The sequence below is a fragment of the Actinacidiphila sp. bgisy145 genome (genome assembly GCF_057708125.1).
In genome coordinates this window covers 215,347-227,517 of record NZ_JBYIRL010000008.1, presented here as the reverse complement: position 1 = coordinate 227,517, position 12,171 = coordinate 215,347, and the positions used below count along the sequence as shown (strand labels likewise).

10 protein-coding genes and 1 riboswitch are annotated in these 12,171 nt (G+C 71.6%); of the genes, 6 read left to right on the top strand and 4 right to left on the bottom strand.

The annotated features are described in order from the left end of the window. Window positions 1-151: 151 nt before the first annotated feature. The 3 genes from AC3ERT_RS10035 to gcvT all read right to left on the bottom strand — a co-directional run bounded on the left by AC3ERT_RS10035 (window position 152) and on the right by gcvT (window position 3,107). Entirely contained in the window at window positions 152-1,426 is a 1,275-nt protein-coding gene (locus AC3ERT_RS10035; RefSeq protein ID WP_435173674.1) for a serine hydroxymethyltransferase, read from the bottom strand. 12 nt (window positions 1,427-1,438) lie between these two features. Beyond that, the gene (gcvH, locus tag AC3ERT_RS10030) at window positions 1,439-1,819 is read right to left on the bottom strand and encodes a glycine cleavage system protein GcvH (protein WP_335974330.1); all 381 of its coding nucleotides are present in this window, start codon (window positions 1,817-1,819) and stop codon (window positions 1,439-1,441) included. Between the two features lie 172 nt (window positions 1,820-1,991). Then, window positions 1,992-3,107: a glycine cleavage system aminomethyltransferase GcvT gene (gcvT, locus tag AC3ERT_RS10025; RefSeq protein WP_435173672.1), complete on the bottom strand. Its 1,116-nt coding sequence runs from the start codon at window positions 3,105-3,107 to the stop codon at window positions 1,992-1,994. Between the two features lie 197 nt (window positions 3,108-3,304). After that, window positions 3,305-3,423: riboswitch (glycine riboswitch) on the bottom strand. Window positions 3,424-3,546: 123 nt separating this feature from the next. Between gcvT and AC3ERT_RS10020 the strand changes: the two genes are divergently transcribed. Further along, window positions 3,547-4,317, top strand: coding sequence for an enhanced serine sensitivity protein SseB (locus AC3ERT_RS10020; RefSeq protein ID WP_335974325.1), 771 nt, complete (start codon window positions 3,547-3,549; stop codon window positions 4,315-4,317). A 185-nt stretch (window positions 4,318-4,502) separates the two neighbouring features. Continuing rightward, on the top strand, window positions 4,503-5,231 hold the full coding sequence (locus AC3ERT_RS10015) for an enhanced serine sensitivity protein SseB C-terminal domain-containing protein (RefSeq protein ID WP_335974322.1): 729 nt from the start codon (window positions 4,503-4,505) through the stop codon (window positions 5,229-5,231). Between the two features lie 51 nt (window positions 5,232-5,282). Here AC3ERT_RS10015 and AC3ERT_RS10010 read toward each other — a convergent pair whose 3' ends face one another. After that, the gene (locus AC3ERT_RS10010; protein WP_435130767.1) at window positions 5,283-6,815 is read right to left on the bottom strand and encodes a DUF885 family protein; all 1,533 of its coding nucleotides are present in this window, start codon (window positions 6,813-6,815) and stop codon (window positions 5,283-5,285) included. Between the two features lie 325 nt (window positions 6,816-7,140). Between AC3ERT_RS10010 and AC3ERT_RS10005 the strand changes: the two genes are divergently transcribed. The 4 genes from AC3ERT_RS10005 to AC3ERT_RS09990 all read left to right on the top strand — a co-directional run bounded on the left by AC3ERT_RS10005 (window position 7,141) and on the right by AC3ERT_RS09990 (window position 12,163). Further along, window positions 7,141-8,139, top strand: a complete 999-nt coding sequence (locus tag AC3ERT_RS10005) for an ABC transporter permease (RefSeq protein ID WP_335974315.1) — start codon at window positions 7,141-7,143, stop codon at window positions 8,137-8,139. 103 nt (window positions 8,140-8,242) lie between these two features. Next, window positions 8,243-9,985 carry an ABC transporter substrate-binding protein gene (locus AC3ERT_RS10000; RefSeq protein ID WP_335974312.1) on the top strand — a complete coding sequence of 581 codons (1,743 nt, stop codon included), beginning with the start codon at window positions 8,243-8,245 and terminating at the stop codon, window positions 9,983-9,985. A gap of 97 nt (window positions 9,986-10,082) precedes the next feature. Continuing rightward, on the top strand, window positions 10,083-11,096 hold the full coding sequence (locus AC3ERT_RS09995; RefSeq protein ID WP_335974309.1) for an ABC transporter permease: 1,014 nt from the start codon (window positions 10,083-10,085) through the stop codon (window positions 11,094-11,096). Beyond that, the gene (locus tag AC3ERT_RS09990) at window positions 11,093-12,163 is read left to right on the top strand and encodes an ABC transporter ATP-binding protein (RefSeq protein WP_335974306.1); all 1,071 of its coding nucleotides are present in this window, start codon (window positions 11,093-11,095) and stop codon (window positions 12,161-12,163) included. The genes AC3ERT_RS09995 and AC3ERT_RS09990 overlap by 4 nt, the downstream gene beginning before the upstream one ends. Window positions 12,164-12,171: the final 8 nt, after the last annotated feature.

The following is a 12,171-nucleotide window of genomic DNA, read 5'->3' as shown; positions in this document are numbered from 1 at the left end:
AGCCACGGTGTCATTGCTCCTGGGGTTCGCGGACGCCGTTGTCCGCAGGGTGGTGCTGCGGCCGCGCGCGGCGGGCGGTGCTGCCGCCGGGACGGCGGGGTGCTGCTGCCGGGGTGGCGGGCACGGCCGCCCGCCACCCCGGCCGGCCCGGCTACAGCGCCGGGTACAGCGGGTGCTTCTCCGCCAGCGCGGTGACCCGCTTGCGCAGCGGCTCCACCTCCGACGGCGGGAAGGCCGGCGACGCGGTGAGCGTCGCCGCGATGATGTCGGCGACCTCGCGGAAGTCGTCGGCGCGAAAGCCCCGCGTGGCCAGCGCGGGCGTACCGATCCGCAGCCCCGAGGTCACCATCGGCGGCCGCGGGTCGTTCGGGACCGCGTTGCGGTTGACGGTGATGCCGACCGCGTGCAGCCGGTCCTCGGCCTGCTGGCCGTCGAGGGCGGAGTTGCGCAGGTCCACCAGGACCAGGTGCACGTCGGTGCCGCCGGACAGCACCGACACACCCAGCTCCGCCACGTCGGGCCGGGTCAGCCGGTCGGCGAGGATCTTCGCACCTTCCAGGGTACGGGTCTGGCGGTCCTTGAACTCGTCGGTCGCCGCGGCCTTGAACGCCACCGCCTTCGCCGCGATCACGTGCTCCAGCGGGCCGCCCTGCTGCCCGGGGAAGACCGCCGAGTTGATCTTCTTCGCCAGGCCCGCCCTGGCCAGGATCACCCCGCCGCGCGGGCCGCCGAGCGTCTTGTGGGTCGTGGTGGTGACCACGTCGGCGTACGGCACGGGGGAGGGGTGCAGCCCGGCCGCGACCAGCCCGGCGAAGTGCGCCATGTCCACCATCAGGTACGCGCCGACCTCGTCGGCGATCCGGCGGAACTCCGCGAAGTCCAGCTGCCGCGGGTAGGCCGACCAGCCCGCCACGATCAGCTGCGGGCGGTGCTCCTTGGCCAGCCGCTCCACCTCGGCCATGTCGACGAGGTTGGTCTCGGCGTCCACGTGGTAGGCCGCGACCTGGTACAGCTTGCCGGAGAAGTTGATCTTCATCCCGTGGGTCAGGTGCCCGCCGTGCGCCAGGTCCAGGCCGAGGATGGTGTCGCCCGGCTTGAGCAGGGCGAACATCGCGGCGGCGTTCGCCTGGGCACCGGAGTGCGGCTGCACGTTGGCGCTCTCGGCACCGAACAGCGCCTTGACCCGGTCGATCGCGAGCTGCTCGATCACGTCGACGTGCTCGCAGCCGCCGTAGTAGCGGCGGCCCGGGTAGCCCTCCGCGTACTTGTTGGTCAGCACCGAGCCCTGCGCCTCCAGCACGGCGACCGGCGCGAAGTTCTCGGACGCGATCATCTCCAGCGTGGACTGCTGGCGGCGCAGCTCGGCGTCGACCGCCGCGGCCACGTCGGGGTCGAACGCGTGCAGGGACTGGTTCAGCAGCGACATCGCGGGGTTCCCTCAGCTCTCGATGAAAGCGTCGTACTCGGCGGCGGACAGCAGGTCGGACGGCTCCTCGGCCACCTTCACCTTGAACAGCCAGCCGCCCTCGAAGGGGGCGGAGTTCACCAGCGACGGGTCCTCCACCACGTCCTGGTTCACCTCGGTGACCTCCCCGCCGACCGGCGAGTACAGGTCGCTGACGGACTTGGTGGACTCCAGCTCGCCGCAGGTCTCGCCCGCGGTCACCGTCGCGCCCACCTCGGGGAGCTGGACGAAGACCACGTCACCGAGCGCGTCGGCGGCGTGCGAGGTGATGCCCACGGTGGCCGCGCCGTCGGCGGGGGCCGACAGCCACTCGTGCTCCTTGCTGTAGCGAAGCTGCTCAGGGTTGATGCTCATGGGTGGATTCTCCCGGATCGGCAGGGGTGCTCGCGTGCGCGGCACGGCAAACGGAAAGGTAAGGGTGGGGGTGCGGGGGCGGGGCGCCCGGGTCCCGGTCGGTTCGGGCGCCAGCCGGTGCCGGAGCCCCGCGGTCAGTGCCGGGGCCCCGGCTCGCGCCGGAGCCCCGCGCTCAGCGCTCGCGCTTGTAGAACGGCAGCGCCACGACGTCGTACGGCTCCCGCGTCCCGCGGATGTCCACCGCGACGTCCGGCGTGCCGGGCGCCGCGTGCGCCGCGTCCACGTACGCCATCGCGATCGGCTTGCCCAGGGTCGGCGACGGCGCCCCCGAGGTGACCTCGCCGATCACCGTGCCCGAGGCGTCGGTCACCGGGTAGCCGGCCCGCGGCACCCGGCGGCCCCGCGCGACCAGCCCGACCAGCTTGCGCGGCGGCAGGTCGGCGGCCCGCTCGGCGGCGGCGCCCAGCGCGGCGCGCCCGACGAAGTCCCCGGGCTTGTCGAACTTGACCACCCGGCCCAGCCCCGCGTCGAACGGCGTCACCGCGGCGGTCAGCTCGTGCCCGTACAGCGGCATGCCCGCCTCCAGGCGCAGCGTGTCCCGGCAGGACAGCCCGCACGGCACCAGGCCCGCGGGCGCGCCGGCCTCGGTGAGCGCCTGCCACAGCCGCTCGGCGTCGCCCGGCGCCACGAACAGCTCGAAGCCGTCCTCGCCGGTGTAGCCGGTACGGGCGATCAGCGCCGGCACCCCGGCCACGGTGCCGGGCAGCCCGGCGTAGTACTTCAGCCCGTCCAGGTCGGCGTCGGTCACCGCCTTCATGATCGCCGGGGCCTGCGGGCCCTGGACGGCCAGCAGCGCGTACGCCTCGCGGTCGTCGCGGACCTGCGCGTCGTACTCCGCCGCCCGCAGCGCGACCGCGTCGAGCACGGTCTGCGCGTTGGAGGCGTTGGCGACGATCATGAACTCCCGCGCGCCCAGCCGGTAGACGATCAGGTCGTCGAGGATGCCGCCGTCGGGCGCGCAGATCATCGTGTAGCGGGCCCGGCCCACCGCCAGCGCGGACAGGTGGCCGACCAGGGCGTGGTCCAGCGCCTCGCCCGCCTGCGGGCCGGTCACGGTGATCTCGCCCATGTGCGACAGGTCGAACAGGCCGGCGCGGGTGCGCACCGCCTGGTGTTCCTCGCGCTCGCTGGCGTACCGCAGCGGCATGTCCCAGCCGGCGAAGTCGGTCATGGTCGCGCCGAGGGCGCGGTGCAGGGCGTCGAGCGCGGTACGGCGGGGTTCGCTCATCGGTGACGGGCTCCCAGGCTCGGTCTCGGTGAAGAGAGAAAGGGGACGACGGATCGGATGCTCCCCATCTGTCATCGGAACCTGAGAGGTTCACCGTGAACCCCGCACCGGCGGGTCACGGTTTGCACCTTGGGTGGGCGGGGCCGGGCGGGTACCCCCAGGGGTGCGCCGACGGCTCCGTCGCTTTTCAGATCTGCCTCGCCCGCGCGGTATCTGTGCCTGAGAGATTCAAGGGAGGACTTGCTCCTTCGGCGCCCGGCCCGCCGCCCGCGAGCAGGTCGCGTGCACCGGTCCGGGACTCTCCCGCGCGGCCTCGAACGGCCGGTATGCAAGTTGTCGGCTTCATCATTGCATGCCCAGGGTGCGCGGCCCCCGGCAGCCGTTAGGGTTTCCGGGGCACGACGCTACAGACGCGGTACTCGGGCGGACAAGGGTGGACATGGAGAATCCGGCGCCGTACACATGGCCGGCGAACGAGCTGGAAGAGGTGCTGAGCGCCAGCCTCGGCAACCCCTCGGCCACGCCCAGGCTGCTGGAGGTGCTCGGCCGGTCCCGGGTGTGGGTGCCGCTGCCGAACGGCGGCTCGCGCGAGGCGGCCGGCCTGGACCTGCCGACGGTCGTGCTGGGCGGCGCGCCCTACGTGCCGGTGTTCAGCTCCGAGCAGCAGTTCCGGCAGGCCGCGGACGGCATGCCCTGCACGGTCGCGCCGGTGCACGAGTTCGCCCGCGGGCTGCCGCCGCTGGTCGGGATCGCCGTCAACCCCGGGGGCGCGGTCGGTGTGCCGCTGCCGCCGGCCGCGGTGGCCGAGCTGTGCCGCCCGGCGCAGGGCGAGCGCCAGGCGGCGTTCGCCGGGGTGCGCGGCGGCGACGCGCCGCCCGGCGCCCGGGTGCGGCTGTGGGAGCCGGACCACGACGAGGAGCCGGTGGACTTCCTGGCCGCCGCGGCCGGCGAGTTCGCGGTCACCTCGGTGGTGCTGAGCGGCCGGCGGGCCCTGGCGGTGGTGGAGGAGGAGCCGCCGGCGCTGTTCGTCGGCGTGGAGCTGGACCGCTGGACCGAGGCGGACCGGTCGGCCGCGATGGACGCGCTCGGCCGGGCGATGGGTGCGGCCCAGCCGCCGTGGCCGGTGCACCTGATCCTGCTGGACGTGGCGCAGGACCCGGTGGGGGACTGGATGCTGGAGACGGTGCGGCCGTTCTTCGCCCGCGACTGAGCCCGGGCACGGCACGGCACGGCACGGGGCAGGGCCACGGCAGGTGCGGCTCGGCGCACGCGTTCAGCGGTCGTATACCGCGTCTATAGCCGGTTCGGTTTGAGTCGGCGGGCATACCGCTGGGCACACTCGACCTGGTTTGATGTCGTGCGAAGAGCAGTACGAAGGGAAAGGGGCGGTCCCACGTGATCGCGGGCGCGCAAGGCGGTGCGGCGCAGGCCGGCCATGTGGAGCAGATGCTGCTCCAGGTGGCACCCGGCCGGTTCGACGCATACGAGAACCTGCTCGCGTCACTCGCCGAGGGCCAGGTGTGGATGCTGCTGTGGCAGGGCGCCCCCGGCACGCCCGACGCGCAGTACGGCACGATGGAGATCGGCGGCTACGGCTACGCGCCGTGCTTCACCTCGCCGCGGGAACTGGCCGCCAGCGGGTGGAACCGCGAGCACGAAGTGGTCTCCGGGCGGGACATCGCCCAGACCCTCTTCCCGGACCGGTCCGGACTCTGGCTCAACCCGCACAGCGCCGGCGGCGGCCTCGGCATCCCCTGGGCCGACCTGCGCCGGATCGCGGTCGGCCTGGACCTGCTGCCCGCCGGGCCGCTCCAGATCGGCGAACCCTCGCTCCAGATGCCCCAGTTCTACGCGCTGCTCGCCCAGGCGGCGCACCGCACCTCCGCGGTGCGCGCGCTGCGCCAGGCGTGGGTGCAGCCGGTGCTCGGCGAGCCCTACCTCGCGATCGGCGTCGAGCTCTACGAGGGGGCCGGGCAGGCCGTGGAGTCCGTCCGGCTGATGATGCAGCAGGCCGTCGGCGGGGTGCCCGACTCGGTGGCCGTCTCCACGGTCGCCATGGCCGACCCGTACGACCCGGTCGCGCTGTGGATGCGTACGTTCGGCCGGCCCTTCTTCGACCGCTAGGCGACTGCGCGGCGATCAAGCGGCGGCTGTGCGGCGGCTGTACAGCGGCGATCACGCGGCCGGGCCGGGCGGGTGGACCGCCGCGTCCAGCAGGCCCAGGGGCGGGCTGCCCAGGTGCAGCAGGGCGGCGTGGAAGCGGGGCAGGGTGAACTCGGCGCCCCAGGCGCGCTGCGCGCGGGCGCGGGTGCGCAGGATCTCCAGCTTGCCCCAGGTGTAGCGGCCGTACCCGGCGTCGAAGGTGCCGCGCCGCGCCTCCGCGGCGGCGGCCGCCGGCGACAGGTGGGCGTCGCGCACGAAGTACCGCGCGGCCTCCTCCAGCGACAGCGCCCCGGTGTGCAATCCGATCGCGCAGGTGAGCCGGGTGACGCGGACCAGCGCTTCGAGGGCGACGCCGATCGCGAAGCGCGGGTCGCGGGCGCGGAAGCCCTCGTCGAGGCAGACCTCCTCGACGTAGTGCGCCCAGCCCTCGGCGAAGGACAGGCTGTGCAGGAGCCGCCGCACCGGGGAGGGGGCGCGGCGCAGGGCGCGGCCGTGCGCGAAGTGGCCGGGCGCGACCTCGTGGAGGGTGATGGACGGCAGGCTGGTGCGGCTGAAGACGGTCAGCCACTCCTCGCGCTCGTCGGCCGGCCAGTCCGGCTCGGGCGGGGTGACGTGGTACCAGGAGGGCGCGTCGGCCTCGGCGGGCGCGGACCAGGTCATCATGGCCATCGCCCAGCGCCGGGAGGCGGGTGCCGGGCCGACCAGGCACTCGCCGTCGACGTAGGGCGCAAGGCCCCGTTCCCGGGTGAACTCCACGGCCTCCTCGGTGAGCCGGGCCGCCTCGGCGATGACGCCGTCGGCGCCCGGGTGGTCGGCGAGCAGCCCCGGCAGGAGTTCGTCCACGCCGCGGCCCGGGTCGAGGACGCGGCAGGCGTCGGTGAGCAGTTCGGTGAGCCGGACGCGCTCCTTGTCGGCCTGCCCGGCCAGCTCGGTCAGATCCACCCGAAGGCCCTCCTGAGCTCCCATCAAGGCAGCCAGGGCCCGCCCGCCGAGCCGCGGGTCGGGGTCGCCGTGCTCGGCGACGTGCCGCAGATGGCCCTCCAGCCGGGCGTGCGCGCGCAGTGCGGCCCGCTCCACCTTGCCGCCGTCCGGGTCGAGGTCGGCGGCCAGTCCCAGCACCGGCCCGAGCAGCGCCTCGGCGACCGGGGCCCGTACCCGGTCCAGCGAGGCCAGCGCGGCGTCCACCGCGTCCGGCCACCGCGCCAGATGCGCCTTGCGGGCCTTCCTGCGGTCGGCGCGCGGGGCGTACTCGCGGTCGTAGCAGGCGAGTTCGAGGTTGGACAGGTGCGGGTAGGGGTCGCGGCGGTGCAGCTCCAACTCGCCGTACTGCACCCGCAGTGACTCCTCGAAGACAGCCAAGTGGGCCTCGTCGTGCGGGTCCTGGAGCGGTCCGGCGCTCCGGGCGGCGCGGGCCATCGCGGCCAGGCCGGCGCGCACCCCCTGGGGGGAGAGGTCCTGCACCTGTCCGTCGTACTCGTGCAGGCCCGACATCTCGCGGGCCTGGGGCACCATCAGGTCGCAGACCGCGCGCAGCCGTTCGTCCATCTGGTGACCGTACCCCGAGGTACGCGTCGGTAACGATGAAAGAACCACCCACATCACAGTTGCGCATCCCTTCTCCGTGGGGTCTGGCGGGTGATCGCCGACCGGAAGAAGAATCCAGCGGCAAGACGCCTTGGCGTTGACATGTCCCAACCGCAATGCGCGTAGTGGATACGCACGTCGCACGCATGATCACGAAGAGCGTTCACTGCGGGTGACGGCCGTTTCGTACGCAACCGAAGCACCACAGGCACCAAGTGACGAGGAAGCCGCTACCGCGGCGGGCGCGCGCCGGTCACCACCGGCGAGAGGGGTCGGCAAAAACGCCATGACCGCACCTATCGAGACCACCTCCGGACAGGCGGCGGCAGACCCGGAGGCCGTCCTGAGCGGGGCCGGGCGAGGCATGATCGAGGGCCGTTCGCTCGGGCAGATAGCCTGGCGCCGGCTCAGACGCGACAAGGTCGCGATGGCCGGCGGTGTCGTGGTGGTGCTGCTGGTGCTGCTGGCGATCCTCGCCAAGCCGATCGAGATGGTCTTCAACCTCGACCCGAACGCCTTCCACCAGAACCTGGTCGACCCCGAACTGCTGGCGCCCAAGGGCGGCTGGGGCGGGATGAGCTGGTCCCACCCGTTGGGCGTGGACCCGAAGTTCGGCCGCGACATCCTCGCCCGGATCGTCGAGGGCTCCTGGATCTCCATGCTGGTGGCCACCGGCGCCACCGTGCTGTCCAACGTGATCGGCACCGTGCTCGGCATCATCGCCGGCTACTACGGCGGCTGGGTGGACAGCCTGATCAGCCGGCTGATGGACGTGTTCCTCGCCTTCCCGCTGCTGCTCTTCGCGATCTCCATCTCCGCCTCGCTCCAGGACGGCGCCTTCGGGCTGAGCGGGCTGCCGCTGCGGATCTGCGTGCTGATCTTCGTGATCGGCTTCTTCAACTGGCCCTACATGGGGCGGATCGTCCGCGGCCAGACCCTCAGCCTGCGCGAGCGCGAGTTCGTCGACGCCGCCCGCGGCATGGGCGCGCGCGGGCCGTTCATCCTCTTCCGCGAGCTGCTGCCGAACCTGGTGGCGCCGATCCTGGTCTACTCCACCCTGCTGATCCCCACCAACATCCTGTTCGAGGCCGCGCTGAGCTTCCTCGGGGTCGGCATCGCGCCGCCGCAGGCGTCCTGGGGCGGCATGCTGACCAGCGCGGTCGACGTCTACCAGTCCGACCCGCAGTACATGTTCGTGCCCGGCCTGGCGATCTTCATCACGGTGCTGGCCTTCAACCTGTTCGGCGACGGGTTGCGGGACGCCCTGGACCCGCGCAGCAAGTGATCCCGCAGGGACACCCATCGAACCCCGGGTGGCACCCCGTGTGCCGTGCGGCGCACCGCGACCGACCCGGCGACTCCATAGGAAGTGAGGGGCGTAACCCGGTATGAACACCAGAAAGGTGACCTCCGCCATCGCGCTCGGTCTGGCGATGGCACTCGGTGTGTCCGCCTGCGGCGGCTCGGGCGGCAGCAAGAGCTCCGGCAAGAAGGACCAGGCGCTCACGTCGATCGTCAACGCGTCGACGAAGAAGGGCGGGACGGTCACGGCCGACCACTCCAGCGGCCCCGACTCGCTCGACCCGGGCAACACCTACTACGGCTGGGTGCAGGACTTCTCCCGGCTCTACGCCCGTTCGCTGCTGACCTTCAAGCCGGCGGCCGGCAAGGCCGGCCTGACGGTGGTCCCCGACCTGGCGACCGGGCTCGGCACCGCCAGCGCCGACGCCAAGACCTGGACGTACCACCTGCGCACCGGCGTGAAGTTCCAGGACGGCACCACGGTGACCTCCAAGGACGTCAAGTACGCGATCGAGCGCAGCAACTTCGCGCCCGAGGTGATGTCCAACGGCCCGGTGTACTTCAAGAGCTACCTGGCCGACGACAGCACGTACCAGGGCCCGTACAAGGACAAGAGCCCGGACGGGCTGAAGTCCATAGAGACGCCTGACGACCAGACGATCATCTTCCACCTGGCCAAGCCGTTCGCCGACTTCGACTACCTGGCGACGTTCTCGCAGACCGCGCCGGTCGAGCAGTCCAAGGACACCGGCGCGACCTACGTGCAGCACATCCAGTCGACCGGCCCGTACAAGTTCGCCTCCTACTCCGAGGGCAAGGGCGCCACGCTGGTGCGCAACCCGGAGTGGAGCAAGGCCACCGACCCGATCCGCACCGCGCTGCCCGACAAGTACGTGCTGAAGTTCAACATCAACCAGCGCACCATCGACAACGACCTGATGGCCGACAACGCCACCGTCGACCTCCAGGGCACCGGCGTCGAGGCCGAGACGCAGTCGAAGATCCTGGGCAACAAGAACCAGCTCTCGCACACCGACGACGCGATCGCCGGCGCCACCTCGTACATGGCGCTCAACCTGCACGTGGCGCCGTTCGACAACATCAACTGCCGCAAGGCCGTGCAGTACGCGGTGGACAAGACCTCCGTGGTCAACGCCGAGGGCGGCGCGGTCAAGGGCGACGTCGCCACCACGCTGCTGCCGCCGTCGGTGAACGGCTACACCAAGTTCGACGAGTACCCGACCGCCGGCAACAACGGCGACGTGGCCAAGGCCAAGGCGGCGCTCGCGGCCTGCGGCAAGCCAGGCGGCTTCACCACCACGCTCACCGCGCGCAGCGACCGGCAGCCCGAGGTGGACGGCGCCACCGCCATCCAGGCGGCGCTGAAGAAGGTCGGCATCACCGTCAACATCAAGACCTTCCCCGCCGACAAGTACTTCTCCAACTACGCGGGCGTCCCGGACTACGTGCACTCGCACGACGTCGGCATGATGATGATGGCGTGGGGCGCCGACTGGCCCACCGGCTACGGCTTCCTGGACCAGATCGTCGACGGCGGCGCGATCAAGCCGTCCGGCGGCAACAACCTGATGGAGCTGAACGACCCGAAGATCAACCAGGCGCTGGCCGCGGCGATCTCCAACACCGACGCCGCCGCCCGCACCAAGGCCTGGGGCGACATCGACAAGATGGTCATGGCGAACGCCTCCGTGGTGCCGCTGATCTACCGCAAGAACCTGCTCTACCGCCCGAGTTCCGCCACCAACGTGACGGTCACCCAGGCGTACCTGGGCATGTACGACTACCTGCTGATGGGCTCCTCGAAGTAGCCGCAAGGCTCCTACGCACCGAAAGGCAGGTGAAGGCTCCGGCGTCCGCCCGGTCCGGCCCGCGATCCGGGCCGGGCGGACGCCAGCCGGAACGGCCGTGACCGCTTACTTCATCCGTCGCGTGTTCGCCGCGATCGTGCTCCTGCTGGTGGTCAGCATGATCACCTTCGCGATCTTCTTCCTCGTGCCCCGCATCGGCGGCCAGACCACCACCCAGCTCGCCACGCAGTACGTGGGCAAGGACGCCAACCCGGCGGCCGTCGCGGCGATCAAGAGGAACCTCGGCTTCGACCTGCCGCTCTACGAGCAGTACTGGCACTTCCTCAAGGGCCTGGTGGCCGGCGCCGACTACCACTACGGCCCCGACCCGGTGCACTGCCACGCACCCTGCTTCGGCTACTCCTTCAAGAGCCACGTCGAGGTGTGGCCGCAGCTGAAGTCCCGTATCCCGGTGACGTTCTCGCTGGCCATCGGCGCCGCGGTGATCTGGGTGATCACCGGTGTCGCGGTCGGCGTGGTCTCCGCGCTCAAGCGGGGCACCATCATCGACCGGCTGTCGATGGGCGTGGCCCTGATGGGCGTGTCGCTGCCGATCTTCTTCACCGGCATCCTCGCGCTGAGCGTCTTCACCGTGCAGTGGCCGCTGTGGAGCAACGGCATGAGCTACGTGTCGTTCACCGACAACCCCGCCGACTGGGCGTGGAACCTGCTGGTGCCCTGGTGCAGCCTGGCCTTCCTGTACTCCGCGCTGTACGCCCGGCTGACCCGGGCGGGCATGCTGGAGACGATGGGCGAGGACTACATCCGCACCGCGCGCGCCAAGGGCCTGCGCGAGCGGGACGTGGTGGTCAAGCACGCGCTGCGCTCCACGCTCACCCCGATCGTGACCATCTTCGGCATGGACTTCGGGCTGCTGGTCGGCGGCGCGGTCATCACCGAGCAGGTCTTCTCGCTGCCGGGCATGGGCGCCTACGCCATCCAGGGCGTGACCGCCAACGACCTGCCCATCGTGATGGCCGTGACCTTGGTGGTCGCCTTCTTCGTCGTGGTCTGCAACCTGCTGGTGGACCTCGCCTACGCCGTTCTCGACCCCCGCGTGAGGTACTCGTGAGTTCCGCCGACAGGCTGCTGAAAACCCCGCAAGAGCCGCCCGCCGCGCAGGACGCGTACCTGTCGGTGCGCGACCTGCGCATCCACTTCGACACCGACGACGGCCTGGTGAAGTCCGTCGACGGCATCAGCTTCGACCTGCCGCGCGGCCGCACCCTGGGCATCGTCGGCGAGTCCGGGTCGGGCAAGTCCGTCACGTCCCTGGGCATCATGGGCCTGCACCGCACCGCGCGGGCCCGGATCTCCGGCGAGGTGTGGCTGGACGGCGAGGAACTGGTCGGCGCCCCGCCGGACGCAGTACGGCGGCTGCGCGGCCGCAAGATGGCGATGATCTTCCAGGACCCGCTGTCGGCGATGCACCCGTACTACTCGATCGGCAACCAGATCGTCGAGGCGTACCGGGTGCACCACGCGGTCAGCAAGAAGGAGGCCGCCCAGCGGGCCATGGACATGCTCGACCGGGTCGGCATCCCCGAGCCGCGCAAGCGCTTCCGGGACTACCCGCACCAGTTCTCCGGCGGCATGCGGCAGCGCGCGATGATCGCGATGGCGCTGGTGAACAACCCCGAGCTGCTCATCGCCGACGAGCCGACCACCGCGCTCGACGTCACCGTGCAGGCCCAGATCCTCGACCTGATCCGCGACCTCCAGCAGGAGTTCGGCTCCGCGGTCGTCATGATCACCCACGACCTGGGCGTGGTCGCCGAGGTCGCCGACGACCTGCTGGTGATGTACGCGGGCCGGGTGATCGAGCGCGGCACCGCCGAGAAGCTCTTCAGCGAGCCCAAGCACCCCTACACCTGGGGCCTGCTCGGCTCCATGCCCCGGCTGGACCGGGAGCGCACCGACCGGCTCAACCCGGTCAAGGGGACGCCGCCCAGCCTGATCAACGTGCCGAGCGGCTGCGCCTTCCACCCGCGCTGCCCCTACGCCGAACTGACCGGCGGCGCCTCGCAGTCCGAGGTGCCCGAGCTGCGCGAGGTCGCCGCCGGCCACGTGGCCGCCTGCCACCTCGGCGACGAGGAGCGGGTCAGGATCTGGACCGAAGAGATCGAGCCGAAGCTGTGAAGGGCCGG